This is a genomic window from Streptomyces sp. NPDC002138 (genome assembly GCF_040296485.1).
Classification (GTDB): Bacteria; Actinomycetota; Actinomycetes; order Streptomycetales; family Streptomycetaceae; genus Streptomyces.
In genome coordinates this window covers 80,336-96,923 of record NZ_JBEOXE010000023.1, presented here as the reverse complement: position 1 = coordinate 96,923, position 16,588 = coordinate 80,336, and the positions used below count along the sequence as shown (strand labels likewise).

Annotated in this window: 15 protein-coding genes; 5 read left to right on the top strand and 10 right to left on the bottom strand. The window is 70.9% G+C overall.

Annotation, left to right across the window (positions count from 1 at the left end):
* Positions 1-82: 82 nt before the first annotated feature.
* From ABT084_RS17450 to ABT084_RS17440, 3 genes are all read left to right on the top strand, one after another.
* Positions 83-1,327: a coiled-coil domain-containing protein gene (locus ABT084_RS17450; RefSeq protein ID WP_351044171.1), complete on the top strand. Its 1,245-nt coding sequence runs from the start codon at positions 83-85 to the stop codon at positions 1,325-1,327.
* A gap of 413 nt (positions 1,328-1,740) precedes the next feature.
* A complete protein-coding gene (locus tag ABT084_RS17445; RefSeq protein WP_351044244.1) occupies positions 1,741-2,295 on the top strand; it encodes a DUF4383 domain-containing protein in 555 nt (184 codons plus the stop codon).
* A gap of 9 nt (positions 2,296-2,304) precedes the next feature.
* Positions 2,305-2,529 carry an FmdB family zinc ribbon protein gene (locus ABT084_RS17440; RefSeq protein WP_351044169.1) on the top strand — a complete coding sequence of 75 codons (225 nt, stop codon included), beginning with the start codon at positions 2,305-2,307 and terminating at the stop codon, positions 2,527-2,529.
* A gap of 111 nt (positions 2,530-2,640) precedes the next feature.
* Here the strand turns inward: ABT084_RS17440 and ABT084_RS17435 are convergent, their stop codons facing one another.
* The 4 genes from ABT084_RS17435 to ABT084_RS17420 all read right to left on the bottom strand — a co-directional run bounded on the left by ABT084_RS17435 (position 2,641) and on the right by ABT084_RS17420 (position 7,950).
* A complete protein-coding gene (locus ABT084_RS17435; RefSeq protein ID WP_351044167.1) occupies positions 2,641-3,303 on the bottom strand; it encodes an O-methyltransferase in 663 nt (220 codons plus the stop codon).
* Entirely contained in the window at positions 3,300-4,121 is an 822-nt protein-coding gene (locus ABT084_RS17430; protein ID WP_351044164.1) for an HAD family hydrolase, read from the bottom strand. The genes ABT084_RS17435 and ABT084_RS17430 overlap by 4 nt, the downstream gene beginning before the upstream one ends.
* Positions 4,118-6,715 carry a phosphoribosyltransferase gene (locus tag ABT084_RS17425; RefSeq protein ID WP_502968961.1) on the bottom strand — a complete coding sequence of 866 codons (2,598 nt, stop codon included), beginning with the start codon at positions 6,713-6,715 and terminating at the stop codon, positions 4,118-4,120. Before ABT084_RS17425 ends, ABT084_RS17430 begins: the two co-directional genes overlap by 4 nt.
* Positions 6,716-6,786: 71 nt before the next feature.
* Positions 6,787-7,950: an HpcH/HpaI aldolase/citrate lyase family protein gene (locus tag ABT084_RS17420; RefSeq protein WP_351044161.1), complete on the bottom strand. Its 1,164-nt coding sequence runs from the start codon at positions 7,948-7,950 to the stop codon at positions 6,787-6,789.
* A gap of 206 nt (positions 7,951-8,156) precedes the next feature.
* Between ABT084_RS17420 and ABT084_RS17415 the strand changes: the two genes are divergently transcribed.
* Positions 8,157-8,945 (top strand): TerD family protein, encoded by a 789-nt coding sequence (locus ABT084_RS17415; protein WP_351044241.1) that lies wholly within the window; start codon positions 8,157-8,159, stop codon positions 8,943-8,945.
* Between the two features lie 15 nt (positions 8,946-8,960).
* Here ABT084_RS17415 and ABT084_RS17410 read toward each other — a convergent pair whose 3' ends face one another.
* The 6 genes from ABT084_RS17410 to ABT084_RS17385 form a co-directional block, all read right to left on the bottom strand.
* Positions 8,961-9,710 carry a TerD family protein gene (locus ABT084_RS17410; protein ID WP_351044159.1) on the bottom strand — a complete coding sequence of 250 codons (750 nt, stop codon included), beginning with the start codon at positions 9,708-9,710 and terminating at the stop codon, positions 8,961-8,963.
* 92 nt (positions 9,711-9,802) lie between these two features.
* Positions 9,803-10,918, bottom strand: coding sequence for a DUF475 domain-containing protein (locus ABT084_RS17405; protein WP_351044158.1), 1,116 nt, complete (start codon positions 10,916-10,918; stop codon positions 9,803-9,805).
* Positions 10,919-10,943: 25 nt separating this feature from the next.
* Positions 10,944-11,519 (bottom strand): TerD family protein, encoded by a 576-nt coding sequence (locus ABT084_RS17400; RefSeq protein ID WP_351044155.1) that lies wholly within the window; start codon positions 11,517-11,519, stop codon positions 10,944-10,946.
* Positions 11,520-11,675: 156 nt separating this feature from the next.
* Positions 11,676-12,251, bottom strand: coding sequence for a TerD family protein (locus ABT084_RS17395; RefSeq protein WP_351044153.1), 576 nt, complete (start codon positions 12,249-12,251; stop codon positions 11,676-11,678).
* Positions 12,252-12,374: 123 nt separating this feature from the next.
* Positions 12,375-12,833 (bottom strand): peroxiredoxin, encoded by a 459-nt coding sequence (locus ABT084_RS17390; RefSeq protein WP_351044150.1) that lies wholly within the window; start codon positions 12,831-12,833, stop codon positions 12,375-12,377.
* A 145-nt stretch (positions 12,834-12,978) separates the two neighbouring features.
* Positions 12,979-13,410 carry a DUF3052 domain-containing protein gene (locus ABT084_RS17385; RefSeq protein WP_351044148.1) on the bottom strand — a complete coding sequence of 144 codons (432 nt, stop codon included), beginning with the start codon at positions 13,408-13,410 and terminating at the stop codon, positions 12,979-12,981.
* A 435-nt stretch (positions 13,411-13,845) separates the two neighbouring features.
* Between ABT084_RS17385 and aceE the strand changes: the two genes are divergently transcribed.
* Complete coding sequence (gene aceE / locus ABT084_RS17380; protein WP_351044146.1) at positions 13,846-16,578, top strand: pyruvate dehydrogenase (acetyl-transferring), homodimeric type; 2,733 nt, start codon at positions 13,846-13,848, stop codon at positions 16,576-16,578.
* Positions 16,579-16,588 lie beyond the last annotated feature (10 nt).

Below are 16,588 nucleotides of genomic sequence, written 5' to 3'. Positions count from 1 at the left end.
GTACCCCCCACGCAAACCCGTTCCCGTGAGGGAGAATGGACCGGGGCAGGGGCATTGCGGACGGGGTACGGGAGAAGCGACTGTGACGACGGCACCCCGGCGGTGGTTCGGTGGGCGGGACGAGAGCCGGCGGGCGGAGGCGCAGGCCGCCAAGGACGCGGCCGCCGCGGCGTTCTACGAGCTCGACACCGCGCAGCGGGATCTGCGGATCTCGATAGAGACGATCACCGCGGTGGACGGTTCTCCGGCCGGGCGGCGGGCCGTCGAGGGGTTCGCGGAGCTGGGGCGGCGGATCGACGAGGTCAGCCAGGTCTACATCGAGGCCGTCGACGCGCACGACCTCGACCGGGACGACCTGGACGGCGCGGTGGCCGCGCGGGCCAAGCGGGAGCTGGAGCGGGCCCGGGACGAGCTGGTGCGGGTCAAGGGCGAACTGGAGCGGTTCGACCAGGGGCTGCGGCCGCTGCTGGACAACGCCGAGACGCAGCTGGCCCGGGTCGCGCCGGCGCGGGAGCGAGCCAAGGCCGCGCTGCTCGCCGCGGCCAACGCGCTGGACGCCGTACGGGCCTCCGGTCTGCGCGCCGATCAGCTGGCCGCGCGGCTCGCGGCGCTCGGCCCGGAGCTGACCATGCTCAATCAGGGCGCCGCGCAGCACGGCGTGCCCGCCACCGTGCAGCGCGCCGACCGGATCCTGCGGGACGCGGAGGCGGTGCGGGCGGAGGCGGCGCGACTGCCGGAGCGGGCCGCGGAGATCGACCGGCGGCTCGTGAGCCTGCGGACCCGGGCGCAGGCGCTGCGCAATCGGGCGGACCGGGTGGATCCGGTCCTCAGCGAGCTGAGGCGCCGTTTCAGTGCCGACTGCTGGCAGGACCTGCAGCACGTGCCGGAGCAGGCGCTGGCCTCCGTACAGCAGGCGGAGGAGCGGCTGGGCGAGGCCGCGAAGGCGCGGCAGGAGCAGCGGTGGGAGGACGCCACCGCGTTGATCTCGACCGTCCGCGAGCTGTTCGACACGGTGGACGAGGCCGTGTCCGCGGCTCAGGACCGGCTGACGCGCCTGGAGGCCGTGGCCAAGGATCCGGAGGCCGAGGTCCAGCGGACCCGGTTCGCGATCCGGGACGCGCAGCGCCTGGCGATGGAGGGGCGCAGCGTGCCCGATCCGCGGCACGCCGGGCCGCTGGACGAGTCGGTGGCGCGGCTGGAGCGGGCGCTGGCCGGGCTGGAGGGGCGGCATCCGGACTACTGGCACTTCCTCCAGGAGACGGAGGGCGTACGGGCCGCGGTGGCCCGGGTCGTCAACGACATGCGGGGGCACCGCGGGGCCGGGTGAGGCCACCGCGGCGCCGGGTGCGGCCACCGCGCTGCCGGGGCGCCGTACGGCAGGCATCCCTCGACGCGGCCCCGGGTCGCCGGGTGGCAGCCATCCCCCGACAGGGCCCCGGTCGCAGGGCCGCAGGCATCGCCCCGACGGGGCCTGGGTTGTCGGCACGTGGGCATCGGCGGATGCTGGAGGTTCCAGGAACGGGAAATTCCGGTCACCGGAGCTGAGGAGGCGGCGGCATGGCTGCCCACACTTCCCACGGCCCTCGCACGGGCCGCGCCCCCGAGGCGCCCCCCGCGCGGCGGGAGCCCGAGACGTACGCGTCCCACGCCCTCTACGGGTGCCACGAGGCCCACGAGCACTACGCGCCGTACGTGGCCCACGAGCCCTATCCGTCGCATGAGCCGCCAGCTTCCGAAGGGATGCTGCGGCGCCTCCTGCGGCCGGTGAACGCGGAGCTCGACGAGCACCTGCCCACCGATCACAAGCTCAGCCAGGTCTACCGGGTCGGCGCCGGACTGACCGGGCTGCTGCTGGTCGTCTTCGGGATCCTGGGGATCATCGACCGGATCGGTTTCTTCGACACCGGCGGGGACACGGTGCTCGCCCTGAACACCAACGGCGCGCTGAGCGTGCTGTCGATCTGCATCGGGGTGCTTTTGTTCGTCGGGATGGTGATCGGGGGCAGCTTCGCGTCGACGCTCAACATCGCGCTGGGCCTGCTGTTCATCGCGAGCGGGTTCGTCAATCTCGCGCTGTTGGACACCGGCCTGAACTTCCTGGCCTTCCGGATCCAGAACGTGCTGTTCAGCTTCGTCGTCGGCGTGATGCTGATGTGGTTCGGCATGTACGGGCGGGTGGGAAGTGCGCTGCCGCACGACAATCCGTACTGGCGCGCGCGGCACCCTGAGCAGGCGGCGCGCGAGGAGCGGATGCGGGCCCGCCCGGGGGCTGTGGCCATGGGGCCGAGCGCATAGCCTGTGCGCATGCCCCGTTACGAATACCGCTGCCGGACCTGCGAGGACGTCTTCGAGGTCAGCCGGCCCATGGCCGAGTCTTCCGCGCCCGCGAGCTGCCCCGCCGGGCACGGCGACACCGTCAAGCTGCTGTCCGCCGTCGCCGTCGGCGGCACCAGCTCCGCCCCCGCGCCCGCCCGCTCGGGCGGCGGCGGAGGCGGTGGCGGGTGCTGCGGCGGCGGAGGCTGCGGCTGACCCGGGCCGAGTCAGGCCTAGCCGGGCCAGGCCGAGCCGAGCCGGGCCGAGCCAGGTCAAGCCGAGCCAGGTCAAGCCGAGCCCGGCCCGGCCCACCCCACCCCTCCCCGGTCAACCCCGCTTGCGCGACAGCGTCAGGCCGTCCGAGATCGCCAGCATCACGGACTCCATCCGCTTGTCCTGCGTCACGTGGTCGTTGAAGGCGCGGACCCCGGCCGCCGAGCCGGTCGCCGACTCGTCCAGCACCGTGCCGTGGAAGAGGGTGTTGTCCGTGACGATCAGGCCGCCCGGGCGCAGCCGCGGGACCAGCTCCTCCCAGTAGGCGATCTGGCTCTGCTTGTCGGCGTCGATGTAGGCCATGTCGATGTGTTCGCCGAACGGCATCGCCCGCAGCGTGTCGAGGGCGGGCCCGATCCGGAGCTCGACGCGGTCCGCGACCCCGGCGGCGGCCCAGGCCTCGCGCCCGTACGCCGTCCACTCCTCGGAGACGTCACAGGCGATCAGCCGCCCGTCCGCGGGCAGGGCCTGGGCCATCGACAGCGACGAGAAGCCGGTGAAGGTGCCGACCTCCACGATGTGGCGGGCGCCGGTCAGCCGGACGAGGAAGGCCAGCAGCGGCCCCTGTTCCTCGGCCGACTGCATTCCGGCGTCGTCCGGGAACTTCTCGGCGGTGGTCGTGACCAGCCCTCGCTGGATCTCGTCCAGCGGCGGGTTGTGGGCGAGCATGTACGCGTACAACTCGGCCGTGATCTTGGTGCTGTTGCCTTTGCTCATGCGCTCAGTCTGCCGACCGCGCGGCCGAATTGGCGGACGATTTCCTCTCCCGCCACGACTCCCTTCGTCGTCAGCGCGCGGACGTTCGGCGCGTGCCACGCGGCATCGGCCAGTTCGCCGTGTCCCGGGCGCCACCCCTCGTCCGCCGCCTCCAGCAGGTCGGCGTCCAGGAGGGAGTCACCGGCGGCCAGCGTGTGCGCGGCGCCGGTGCGCCGGGCCACTTCCCGCATGGCCGCGCTCTTGGTCAGCGGGCGCGGCACCGCGTAGATCTTGCGGCCCTGCAGCGAGACGGTCCAGCCGCGCGCCTGCGCCCACTCGGCCAACGCCTTGAGCCATTCGTCGGGCACCAGGTCCCGCTCCACCACCAGGTAGGCGAAGAGGTCCTCGGCGACCCGCGCCTTGCGCAGCCACACCGGATCGGCGGTGTCCAAGAGGTGTCCGTGCACCTCCTCGAGCGGCGCGCACTCCTGCGCGAGCCGCTTGGCCACCTGGCGCCGCCAGTCCCGGTCGGGCGCGCCGTCGACGAGCAACTGCCCGCCGTTGGCGCAGATCGCGTAGGCGGCGGGGCGTCCGGGGAAGCGGATCCGCTGGTACTGCTTGCGCGTGCGCGTGGTGGTCGGGACGAACACCACGCGGGAGTCGGAGGCGAGTTCGGCGAGCAGCGCGGCCGCCGTCTCCGTCATGAAGGAGAGCGGGCGGCTCTCGTGCACCTCGACGCACAGCAGCCGGGGGGCCACCGGGTCCGGCATGGTCAGCCCGAGGGCCGCCGCCGAGTAGATGAGCGTACGGTCGAGATCACTGGCTACCAGAACGGTCACTTGGAGGCCACAGCCTTTCCGTCGGCGCCCGTGGCGCCGCGTGTGAAGCGGGGATGGATGAGTCCTACACACGTGTAGGGCAGCCCGTCGGCCTCCTCGACCGGCACCCCGCGCTGCTCGGCCAGCAGGCGTACGTGGTCCAGGTCGGCCCCGGCGCCGCGCCGGGCCAGAATCTTCCACGGCACGCGGCGCAGCAGCACCCGGGTGGTCTCGCCGACGCCCGGCTTGACGAGGTTCACGTCGTGGATGCCGTACTCCTCGCTGATCCGCTCCACCGCCGCCCAGCCCTCCCAGGTCGGCGAGCGGTCGGCCGCGAGCAGCTCCTTGACCTCGGCGTCGACCGCCTCGGCGACCTCGTCGAAGCGGGCGGCGACGGTGTCGACGAAGTCGACGGAGACGTCGGCGCCGGCCAGCTCGCGGTAGAACTTGGCGCCGTGGAAATCGTCCGGTCCGACCAGGTCGGAGCGCAGCACGGTGCGCGATATGAGCCCGGAGACGGTCGAGTTGAGGCAGGCGGAGGGGATCAGGAAGTCCTCGCGGGTGCCGTACGTCGACACGCAGCCGCCGGGGTCGGCGAGGACCACGATCTCCGGGTCGAAGGCCGGGCCCCCCGCTTCGGCGCGGTGCGCTTCGAGGGCCGCCTTGAGTTCGCGGGTGATGGCGCCCTTGCCGGTCCAGCCGTCCACGAACACCACGTCGGCGGGGTCGTGGTGGGCGGCCAGCCAGCGCAGCGCGTTGGCGTCGATGCCCCGGCCGCGCACGATGGAGACGGCGTAATGCGGCAGGTCCAGGCCGTGGCGCAGCTGCGCCCAGCGGCGCATGAGCACCCCGACGGGGGTGCCCGCGCGGGCCAGCGAGACGAGCACGGGGCGCGGGGACCGCTCGGCGAGGACGGTTTCGGTGACCGTGCCGACGGCGCGCGCGATCCGGGCGGCGGAGGCGGTCAGTGCGCTGCGGTACAGCTCCTGGTAGTGGGCGCTGGGCTGGTATTCGACGGGCAGGGACTCGGCGTAGTGCGCGCCGCCCGCCTGGATGGCCTCCTCGCGCTCCTCGGTGGGCGCCTCCAGCTCCACACCCGAGAGGTCCTGGAGCAGCCAGCCGACGTCCTCGGCCGGGTAGGAGGAGAACGCGGGTCCGCGCAGGGGCTCGGGCATGATCGGCTCCCGCCGGTCGTGGGATGCGGGGGGCGGGCCGGGTACGCGGGCCGGGCCGGGTACGTACGACGGTACGACGGCCAGCGCGACCCGGCCGGTGTGCGGGGCGAGGCGGGCGAGCAGGCCGTCGGGGGCGTGCAGGGCGGGGGTGTCACCGGCGGAGTCCACGACCACGACCACGGTGTCGAAGCCCGCGCCGTCGCGGGGGGCGGCGACGTTGTAGGCGTAGCGCTCGCCGGGGCCGTCGGCCGGGTCGTCGTGGGCGGGGAAGACCAGTCGGGTGCGGATCGCGTAGCCGGGGTCGTCCACGGCCAGCACGGGCGAGCGGGTGGTGGTGGAGAAGCGCACCTCGGCGGCGGCGCCGCTGTCCTCCAGCGCCAGGGCGAGCCGCAGCGGGGCGTACATCAGCTCTTCGTTGCCGAGTACGAGGACCCGCCCGGGCCGGTCCCCGAGGGCGCGGGCGAGCTGCGCCCCGAGCGCGGGCAGGGCTTCCTCCAGCCGGGCGCGGTGGGCGGGCGTGAAACCGTGCCGTCCGCCGTCCGGGACCCCGGCGGGCCAGTCGAGGCGGATCCGGGGGGCGGGCGCGGGGGGCGCGTGAGGCCCGGGGGGCGCGGGGGGCGCGGTCGCCGCGCGGGGCGCCTCGTACTCCTCGACCAGCCGCGTGCCCCGCTCCAGGACCCCTTCCGGCAGCCGCACGGTGCCGCTCGCCAGGGCGATCAGGTCCACGCGGGCGCCGAGGCCGTCCGCGAAGGCGGTGAGCCGGGCCCGGTCGGCCGCGGAGCGCATGTCCACCAGGGCGACCACGACGTAGTGCTCGCGCGGATGGCGTTCGTGCAGGTCACGGATGGTGTTCAGGACGGTGTTGCCGGTGGAGAACTCGTCGTCGACCAGGACCAGCGGACCGGTCCCCGCCAGCAGCGCGGGGTCCTCCGGCAGCAGCAGGTGCGAGGTCGCGTGCGAGTGAGCCTCCTCGAAGCCCCCGGCGGGCGCGACGCCGGGCACCGGGCGGCGGGTGGAGTGCAGGTACGGGGCCGCCCCGAGGCCGTCGGCGACGCTGTGGCCGAGCCCGGTCGCGGTCTCGGCGTACCCGAGCACCACGGCGGAGGCGGCCGCGTCCCCCAGCAGCTCGCGCACGCGCACGCCCAGCCCGAAGCCCGCGCCGTGGACCACCGCCGGGGACTGCGGGACGTGCTTGCCGAGCACCTGGGACACCAGCAGGTGCGCCCGCTTGGGGTTGCGGCGCAGCGCCAGCCCGAGCAGGTCGGCCAGCCGCGGCGCCCCGGGCCCGGCATCCGGCCCGGCGTGCGGGTCGGCGTCATGGGCGGCGTCCGGGGCGGCGTCCGGCCCGGACGCCCCGGCCGGGGCGAGCCCCTCCTCCAGGGCGACGCCCAGCCGGTCCGCGACCCACGTTCCCGACCACACCGCAGTTCCCGGCTCCACCGCTGCTCCCGACCACACCGCTTCGATCTTCTTGCCCTTCCTCGTCGCCGACACCCGGCCCGGACCCCGGTTCAGACCTGGAGTCCGGCCGTGAGGAGGTCGACGAAGCCGACCTCCTCCTTGGCCACACCGAAGACCTCCGCGCGCAGCATCGTGCGCTCGGCCCAGGCCCGGTGGGGCTTCACCTCGTTCATCTTGTTCGTATAAGCCGACCGCATGACTCCGCCACCGCCGCGTTCCGGGCGCAGGATGTCCTGGGCGTCGCTGAACTCCTCGTGGGAGACCACCGACAGGGCGTGCACGGGGGTGACGTGCGCGGGGTGGATGCAGGTCTTGCCGAGCAGGCCGTTGGCCCGGTCGAGTTCGATCTCGCGCAGCAGGCCGTCCAGGTCGTGCTCGATCAGCGCGGTGCGCAGCTCCTCGACCCCCTCTTCCAGGAAGGGGCTGCGGCGCAGCTGGGGCTTGAAGAGGCGCTGCTGGCTGCGGAAGTACTCCCAGACCGGGCCGGTCACGGTGAATCCGGTGCCGTCGGCCCGGCTGAGGACGTTGACGACGTCCGCGATCACGCCCGCGACGATCTGGACGTCGTACGCCGTCATGTCGGGCGTGCGGCGCAGTCCGTAGGCCGAGCAGAAGTCGGTCACGCCCAGGCGCAGCGCCAGGACCTGGTCGCGGTAGGCGTTGACCGTGCGCGAGATGCCGGCGAGGGCCTCCACCCGGGTTTCGAGGTGGAGCAGCTCCGGGGTCTCCAGGACGGGCATGGCGTAGAAATGGCGCCCGCCGTGCTCCGCGGCCTGACCGACGGCGTCCAGGAAGGCCGTTCCGCGACTCTCCGTGAATTTAGGCAGTACGAATCCGGCCAACCGGCGTGTCGAGCCGCCGAGGCGGCGCACGAGGTCGGGTATCTGCTCGGGTTCGCGGACCCGGATGAAGAGCAGCGGGGCCTCCGCCGCGCTCGCGTCGATCTCGGCGAACTGCCGGACGAGGTTCTCCTCGGCCCCCGCGACATCGGCGTCGCTGATGGAATCCTCCAGGCAGAGGACCATGGAGACGACTCCGCGGCCGGCCTGCTTGGCCACGTCGGCCGCGAGCCGGGGCCGGGTGGCGGGGCTGTAGAGGGTGGCGCCGAGCGCCGCGGCGAGCGTACGGGCCGGTGAATCGGCGGTGAACTCCGCGGGCTCCTGGTGGAAGAGGTCCTTACGGACGGTGGGCGATATGTGCCCGAAATGACGCATGTGCTTCCCCCGTACTGCCTCGGCGGCCCTACTGGCATGGCCGGTAATAGTACGTACGAATGAGTTCCTAGAGTTCCTCAAGCACATGAAGTTCGGGTAACCCTCTTGCACCATGCACAGGTCCCGGACGGCCGACAAGCCCCGCGGCCGACACTCCGGGGGGCCCGCATTGTCCCGGCCCGCCCCGGGAGGGCAGGATGACCGGCATGACGCACGCGATGCAGAAGGGCTCCAACATCCCGGTGACCGCCGCCGCGGTCCGGGCGGTGCTGCGCTGGACCGGTGGCCCCGGGGTGCCGGACGTGGACGCTTCGGCGCTGCTCGTGGGAGCGGACGGGCGGGTGCGTTCCGATGAGGACTTCGTCTTCTACAACCAGCCCCGCCACCCCTCGGGGGCGGTCTGGCGCCTGGGCAAGAAGCGGGTCGGCGAGGCGATCACCGACGCGGTCCAGATGGACCTGGTCTCGGTGCCCGGCTGGGTCGACCGGATCCTGGTGGTCGTCTCGGCCGAGGACGTGCCCTTCGAGCGGGTCGGGGACCTGCGGATCCTGCTCTACGACGCCACGGTGAGCGGGGGCTCCGAGCCCCTCGCCTACTTCGACGTACGGCCGGAGACGGGCGCGGAGACGGCCCTGATGTGCGGGGAGGCCTACCGCCGCGGCGAAGGGTGGAAGTTCCGCGCGCTGGGCGAGGGGTACTCCAACGGGCTCGTCGGGCTGGCCACGGACCACGGCATCTCGGTGGACGATGGCGCGGGCGAGCCGGAGCCCGCGGCGACGGGGCACGCCGACCGGACGGCCGCGATGCGGCCGCCGACCCCGGAGCCGGCCCCGGCCCCGGCCCCGGCCCCGGTGCCGGTGCCCGCGGTGGCGCCCACGCAGGCCCCGCCGGCCGCGCAGCCCGCCTACGGATACCCGCAGCACGTGTCGCCCGCGCCGGGCGGGGACCCCTCCTTCCGGCTGCCGGTGCAGGGCCCGCAGTTCCTGCGCCGCTGAGGGCTCCCGGGGGCGTCACGCCTGGGTCGTCTTGTAACCCCGCCCCCACTGGAGCCCCCAGCCGTACAGCCGGTCCAGCTCGGCCTGGAACCCGTAGACGAATTTGACCTCGCGCCGCACCACGAGCTCGCCCTTGACCTTCTCCAGCGAGACGACCGCGCAGGACCGCGCCTGCGGCTGCCGCTCGTCCAGCGGGATCTCGATCCGCGGGCCGGTGACCGGGTAGAGGGTCACCATGGCGTGCGTCCGGTCGAAGGCCGGGGTCTGGTCGTAGATGTAGACGAAGACCAGCAGCCGCTTGATGTCGTCCGCGTGGTCGAGGTTGACGTAGAGGGTCTCCCCCGAGGCCGAGCCGAAGCGGTCGTCACCGCTGAGCTTGACGTACGGCGGGTCGTTGATGTCGCCGAGCAGCTTGCCGAGGGGCTGTACGACTCCCCGCGTGCCGTCGGTCAGCTCGTACAGGCAGCCGAGGTCGAGGTCGACGTTGACCACGCCCTGCGTGTGCGCCTGCACCATGTCCGGTTTGAACAGTTTGAACGGGTGGCGCAGGCGCTGGCCGCCCGTGCCGGTGCGGCCGCCGAAGTCCGAGGTGCGCATCCGCCAGGACAGGTTGACGCGCAGGTTCCCGTGCACCGCCCCCTGTTTGGTGAGCGACACCGTGGAGTGGCGTTTCGTCAGTTCTATCGCGTTCGACGACGCGCTGCCCGACTGGAACTGCGAAGCGCGGGCGCCCCTGAGGCCGTCGAAGAAGTCGGTGAAGCCCATGTCCATCCCCCTGGTTGGCCCGGTACGGGACGGGGCGGCGTGGGAGTACCCCACGCCGCCCCGCAGTTGAGCGTTCCGCATTACCGCCGCGATCATGCCTGTGCGGCGGACTCCTGCAGTGCCAGGCGCTTGTTGCGGCGGACCGAGGACCAGAAGGACCAGGCGATCAGCAGCACGCCGACGAGGCCGGTGATGACCTCGTGGATCTGGTACTGGATGGTGACGAGCAGGATGACGGCGAGCGCGCCGATGGCGTAGTGCGCGCCGTGCTCCAGGTAGACGTAGTCGTCGAGGGTGCCCTGGCGGACCAGGTAGACCGTCAGCGACCGGACGTACATGGCACCGATGCCCAGGCCGAGGGCCATCAGCACGATGTCGTTGGTGATCGCGAAGGCGCCGATGACGCCGTCGAAGGAGAACGACGCGTCCAGGACCTCGAGGTAGAGGAACATGAAGAACGCGGCCTTGCCGGCCATGAAGACGGCGGAGACGGGGCTGCCGCTCTTCTTGGCGGCTTCCTCGGCCTCGTGCTCGGCCTCTTCCTCCTCTTCGAGCCTGTTCTCGAAGTAGCCGGAGAGACCACCGACGATCATGTAGGTGATCAGACCGGCGATGCCGGAGACCAGGACGGTCTGCGCCTTGTCCGCCTCCATGCCGCCGTGCTGGTGGGCGTGGGCGGCGAAGGTGAACGACGTGATCAGCAGGGCGATCAGCGCGATGCAGGCGGACAGCATGTCGATCTTGCCGAGCTTGGCGAGGGGACGCTCGAGCCAGGCGAGCCACTTGATGTCCCGGTCCTCGAAGATGAAGTCGAGGAAGATCATCAGCAGGAACATGCCGCCGAAGGCCGCGATGGACGGGTGGGCGTCCGTCACGAGCTGCTGGTAGCGGTCCTTGTCGGTCATCGCGAGATCGACGGCCTCGAAGGGGCCGATGCTCGCGGTGATCGCGACGATCACGACGGGGAAGACCAGGCGCATGCCGAACACGGCGATGAGGACGCCGACGGTGAGGAAGATCTTCTGCCAGAAGGCATTCATCTTCTTCAGGATCCCGGCGTTGACCACCGCGTTGTCGAAGGACAGCGAGATCTCCAGGATGGACAGGATCGCGACGATCCCGAACGCGGTCCACCCCCCGTAGAGAACCGCCGCGGCCAGGCCGAGCGCGGTAATCGCGAACGACCAGCCGAAGGTTTTCAGAACCACGGGCACCCCATCGTCTTGTACGGCTTTACGAAACGTTGACCCCGAAGTCTAGAGCGATGCCCCGCAGCCCCGACGCGTACCCCTGCCCCACGGCCCGGAACTTCCATTCGGTGCCGTACCGGTAGACCTCGCCGAAGATCATCGCGGTCTCGCTGGAGGCGTCCTCGGAGAGGTCGTAACGCGCCAACTCCTGGCCGTCCGCCTGGTTCACGACGCGAATGAAGGCATTGGTGACCTGGCCGAAGGACTGGCCCCGGGCATCGGCGTCGTGAATGGAGACCGGGAAGACGATCTTGTCGCAGCCGGCCGGGACCTTGGTGAGGTCGATCAGGACCGACTCGTCGTCGCCTTCACCCTCACCGGTGAGGTTGTCCCCCGTGTGTTCGACGGACCCCTCGGGGCTCTTCAGATTGTTGTAGAAGACGAAGTACTCGTCACCGAGCACCCGGCCGCCCGAGCACAGCAGCGCGCTGGCGTCGAGGTCGAAGTCCGCGCCCGTGGTCGAGCGCGCGTCCCAGCCGAGGCCGATCAGCAGCCGGGTCAGGTTCGGTGCGGCCTTGGAGAGGGAGACATTGCCCCCCTTGGCGAGTGTGACGCCCATGTTGTGGTCCTCCCCGGAGATGTGCCGGCGACGGTACGCCGATGAAGAACCGTCCGGCGCCGTACACGACTGTGCACGGCGCCGGACGGTGAACTGCTCGCTCCGCCCGAGCCGGAGCCCGGGCTCGGGTCAGGCGCTCGGGTCAGGCGCTCGGACTCAGACGTTGACGCCGAAGTCCTGCGCGATGCCGCGCAGGCCCGAGGCGTAGCCCTGGCCGATGGCGCGGAACTTCCACTCCGCGCCGTTGCGGTACAGCTCGCCGAAGACCATGGCGGTCTCGGTCGAGGCGTCCTCGGAGAGGTCGTAGCGCGCCAGCTCGGTGTTGTCGGCCTGGTTCACGACGCGGATGTAGGCGTTGCGGACCTGGCCGAAGCTCTGCTGGCGGGTCTCGGCCTCGTAGATCGAGACGGGGAAGACGATCTTGCTGACGTCGGCGGGGACGCCCGCGAGGTTGACCTTGATGGCCTCGTCGTCGCCCTCGCCCTCACCGGTGGTGTTGTCACCGGTGTGCTCGACCGAGCCGTCGGGGCTCTTCAGGTTGTTGAAGAAGACGAAGTTGGCGTCGCTGGCGACCTTGCCCTGGTCGTTGGTCAGGATCGCGCTGGCGTCGAGGTCGAAGTCGACGCCGGTGGTGGTGCGAGCGTCCCAGCCCAGACCGACGATGACCGCCGTCAGGTTCGGCGCGGCCTTGGTCAGCGAGACGTTGCCGCCCTTGCTGAGGCTGACTCCCACGGGTCCTCCATTGGTTTCGTGGGGCGGTGCCCCGTCGTGCGATTACTACCGGATCAACGTTTCGATCCTAGTGACGGGTTCCCGCCCGTACGGGGTTTTCGTGCGGAAACGTGCGATAGCGGCTCAGATGCTGTCGAGCGCCTTGATGTACTCGTTCAGGTCACGCGCGTCGGGCAGCCCGTTGACGACGGTCCAGCGCACGATGCCGTCCTTGTCGATGATGAAGGTGCCGCGGACCGCGCAGCCCTTGTCCTCGTCGAAGACGCCGTAGGCGCGGGAGGTCTCGCCGTGCGGCCAGAAGTCCGACAGCAGCGGGTAGTCGAGGCCCTCCTGCTCGCCGAAGACGCGCAGGGTGGGCACGGAGTCGTTGGAGACCGCCAGCAGCTGTACGTCGTCGTTCTGGAAGCGCGGCAGCTGGTCGCGCAGCTCGCACAGCTCGCCCGTGCAGACGCCGGTGAAGGCGAAGGGGTAGAAGAGCAGGACCACGGCCTTCTCGCCGCGGAAATCGGCGAGCCGCACGGTGGCGCCGTGATTGTCCTTCAGTGCGAAGTCCGGGGCCTTGGTGCCGACCTCGATCGCCATCTCTCGTATCCCTTCGTTGAGCCGTTCGGGTGAGGCCCAGCCTAGGCGAGGCCCCGGCAGGACCGTATGCGCCCGGGGGCACGAACAGCAGAAACCCCGCCGACCGGAGGCCGACGGGGTTCCTGCGCTTGCTCTGGGCGCGTGGCTAGCGCTTGGACTTGGCGGCCTTGGGGGTCACCAGCTTGCTGGCGGCCCACTCCTTGCCGACGCTGACGCTCTTCGTCTGCGCCAGGCCCGCCGTCTGGGCGGCCTCGCTGATGTCGCTGGCCTCGACGTAACCGGGACGACCGGTCTTGGGGGTCAGCAGCAGGATCAGTGCGCCGTCCTCCACCAAGTTGATGGAGTCGACCAGCGTGTCCGTCAGATCGCCGTCTTCGTCCCGGAACCAGAGCAGCACCGCATCGGCGACGTCGTCGTACTCCTCATCGACGAGATCGCCTCCGATGTGATCCTCGATGGCCTCACGGAATTCCTGATCGACGTCATCGTCGTAGCCGATCTCCTGGACCACCTGTTCGGACTCGAAACCCAGCCTGGAAACCAGACTGGTCTCCGCGTGGTCCGCGGTCGCGCTCACGGGGTGCCTCCTGCTCATGTATCGGTGAATGTCTTCGGCGGCGCGCGTACGCGCAGCATTGGGCGTAGTCCACACGGACGCGGCGGATCGCGCAAGTACCCGGAGGCCGAGACCGTCGAAACGGTGACGATTGCGGCCGTCTCGCCGCAACTTTAAGCCTGCCCGCGCGAACCCCTCGTGATTCATCCCACACCATTGCGCCGCATTCGGCACCCGATGAGGACTTTGGCACTTGTTTGAAGGACGAACGGCCATCCGAACCCGCTGATCGTCTTGGGCGTAAGGTTGCGATTTGGCCGGACCGGCTGGCCGACCCTTGAGTGTGGCCTGATATTCCAGCGGTTACCCAGCGGTACAGATGACGATTTCGGCCGAGCGGTAGACGATGGGAGCCGGCGAACCAAGGCACGACTCCCCCGACAGCGAAGGAACAGCGTGGCTTCCGCATCCGATCGCAACCCGATCATCATTGGCGGCCTGCCGAGTCAGGTCCCGGACTTCGATCCGGAGGAGACTCAGGAGTGGCTCGACTCCCTCGACTCAGCCGTCGACGAGCGGGGCCGAGAGCGTGCCCGCTACCTGATGCTGCGGCTGATCGAGCGGGCCCGCGAGAAGCGCGTGGCCGTGCCCGAGATGCGCAGCTCGGACTACGTCAACACGATCGCGACCAAGGACGAGCCCTTCTTCCCCGGCAACGAGGAGATCGAGCGCAAGGTCCTGAACGCCACCCGCTGGAACGCGGCCGTCATGGTCTCGCGCGCCCAGCGCCCGGGCATCGGGGTCGGCGGCCACATCGCGACGTTCGCCTCCTCCGCCTCCCTCTACGACGTGGGCTTCAACCACTTCTTCCGGGGCAAGGACGAGGGTGACGGCGGCGACCAGATCTTCTTCCAGGGGCACGCCTCCCCCGGCATCTACGCCCGCGCCTACCTCCTGGACCGGCTCTCCGAGCAGCAGCTCGACGCGTTCCGCCAGGAGAAGTCGAAGGCGCCGTACGGCCTCTCCAGCTACCCGCACCCGCGGCTGATGCCGGACTTCTGGGAGTTCCCGACCGTCTCGATGGGCCTCGGTCCGCTCGGCGCGATCTACCAGGCCCGGATGAACCGGTACATGGAGGCGCGCGGGATCGCGGACACCTCCAAGTCCCACGTATGGGCGTATCTGGGCGACGGCGAGATGGACGAGCCGGAGTCGCTCGGCCAGCTGTCGATCGCCGCCCGCGAGGGCCTCGACAACCTGACCTTCGTCGTCAACTGCAACCTGCAGCGCCTCGACGGGCCGGTGCGCGGCAACGGCAAGATCATCCAGGAGCTGGAGTCGCAGTTCCGCGGCGCCGGCTGGAACGTCATCAAGCTGATCTGGGACCGCTCCTGGGACCCGCTGCTGGCCCAGGACCGGGACGGCATCCTGGTCAACAAGATGAACTCGACCCCGGACGGGCAGTTCCAGACGTACGCCACCGAGTCCGGCGCGTACGTCCGCGACCACTTCTTCGGCGGCGACCAGCGGCTGCGCGCGATGGTCGAGAACATGTCCGACCAGCAGATCCAGCACCTGGGCCGCGGCGGTCACGACCACAAGAAGGTCTACGCGGCCTACGCGGCGGCCAAGGCCCACAAGGGCCAGCCGACGGTGATCCTGGCGCAGACGGTCAAGGGCTGGACCCTGGGCCCGAACTTCGAGGGCCGCAACGCGACCCACCAGATGAAGAAGCTGACGGTCGACGACCTCAAGCGCTTCCGCGACCGGCTGCACATCCCGATCACGGACCAGCAGCTGGAGGGTGGCGCCCCGCCGTACTACCACCCGGGCCGCAATTCCCCCGAGATCCAGTACATGCACGACCGCCGCAGCGCGCTGGGCGGCTACGTGCCGACCCGCGTGGTGCGTTCCAAGCCGCTCCAGCTGCCGGGCGACGCGACGTACGCGGCCGCCAAGAAGGGCTCGGGACAGCAGTCGATCGCCACCACCATGGCCTTCGTCCGCATCCTGAAGGACCTGATGCGGGACAAGGAGATCGGCAAGCGCTTCGTGCTGATCGCGCCCGACGAATACCGCACCTTCGGCATGGACGCGTTCTTCCCGAGCGCCAAGATCTACAACCCGCTGGGCCAGCAGTACGAGGCGGTCGACCGCGACCTGCTGCTCGCGTACAAGGAGTCCCCGACCGGTCAGATGCTGCACGACGGCATCTCGGAGGCGGGCTGCACGGCCTCGCTGATCGCCGCGGGTTCGGCGTACGCGACGCACGGCGAGCCGCTGATCCCGGTCTACGTCTTCTACTCGATGTTCGGTTTCCAGCGCACCGGTGACCAGTTCTGGCAGATGGCCGACCAGCTCGCGCGCGGTTTCGTGCTCGGCGCGACGGCGGGCCGGACCACCCTCACGGGTGAGGGCCTCCAGCACGCCGACGGTCACTCCCAGTTGCTGGCCTCGACCAACCCGGGCTGTGTCGCCTACGACCCGGCCTACGGGTACGAGATCGCGCACATCGTCAAGGACGGCTTGCGCCGGATGTACGGCCCGGAGGCCGAGGACGTCTTCTACTACCTGACCGTCTACAACGAGCCGATCCAGCACCCGGCCGAGCCGGCGGACGTCGACGTGGAAGGCATCCTGGGCGGCATCCACCGGGTCTCGCAGGGCACTGAGGGCGCCATTCCGGCACAGCTCATGGCCTCGGGCGTGGCGGTGCCGTGGGCGCTGGAGGCGCAGCGGATCCTGGCCGCCGAGTGGAACGTCCGGGCGGACGTCTGGTCGGCGACCTCCTGGAACGAGCTGCGCCGCGACGCCGTCGAGGTGGAGACGCACAACCTGCTCCACCCCGAGGAGGACCAGCGCGTCCCGTACGTGACGCGCAAGCTGTCCGGCGCCGAGGGGCCGTTCGTGGCGGTCTCGGACTGGATGCGGGCGGTTCCGGACCAGATCGCGCGCTGGGTGCCCGGCGCCTACACCTCGCTGGGCGCGGACGGCTTCGGCTTCGCGGACACGCGCGGCGCGGCCCGGCGCTTCTTCCACATCGACGCCCAGTCGGTGGTGCTGGCGACGCTGACCGAGCTGGCCAAGGCCGGGAAGATCGACCGTTCGGTGCTCAAGCAGGCCATCGACCGGTACCAGCTGCTGGACGTCACGGCGGCCGCACCGGGCGCCGCGGGCGGCGACGCGTAGGCGTCACGCC

Bases quoted from the DNA above. Each gene is read 5' to 3' on its own strand.
- ABT084_RS17445 (WP_351044244.1), top strand. From the start codon at position 1,741: ATGCTGCGGCGCCTCCTGCGGCCGGTGAACGCGGAGCTCGACGAGCAC.
- ABT084_RS17440 (WP_351044169.1), top strand. From the start codon at position 2,305: ATGCCCCGTTACGAATACCGCTGCCGGACCTGCGAGGACGTCTTCGAG.
- ABT084_RS17435 (WP_351044167.1), bottom strand. From the start codon at position 3,303: ATGAGCAAAGGCAACAGCACCAAGATCACGGCCGAGTTGTACGCGTAC.
- ABT084_RS17420 (WP_351044161.1), bottom strand. From the start codon at position 7,950: ATGCGTCATTTCGGGCACATATCGCCCACCGTCCGTAAGGACCTCTTC.
- ABT084_RS17415 (WP_351044241.1), top strand. From the start codon at position 8,157: ATGACGCACGCGATGCAGAAGGGCTCCAACATCCCGGTGACCGCCGCC.
- ABT084_RS17410 (WP_351044159.1), bottom strand. From the start codon at position 9,710: ATGGGCTTCACCGACTTCTTCGACGGCCTCAGGGGCGCCCGCGCTTCG.
- ABT084_RS17400 (WP_351044155.1), bottom strand. From the start codon at position 11,519: ATGGGCGTCACACTCGCCAAGGGGGGCAATGTCTCCCTCTCCAAGGCC.
- ABT084_RS17390 (WP_351044150.1), bottom strand. From the start codon at position 12,833: ATGGCGATCGAGGTCGGCACCAAGGCCCCGGACTTCGCACTGAAGGAC.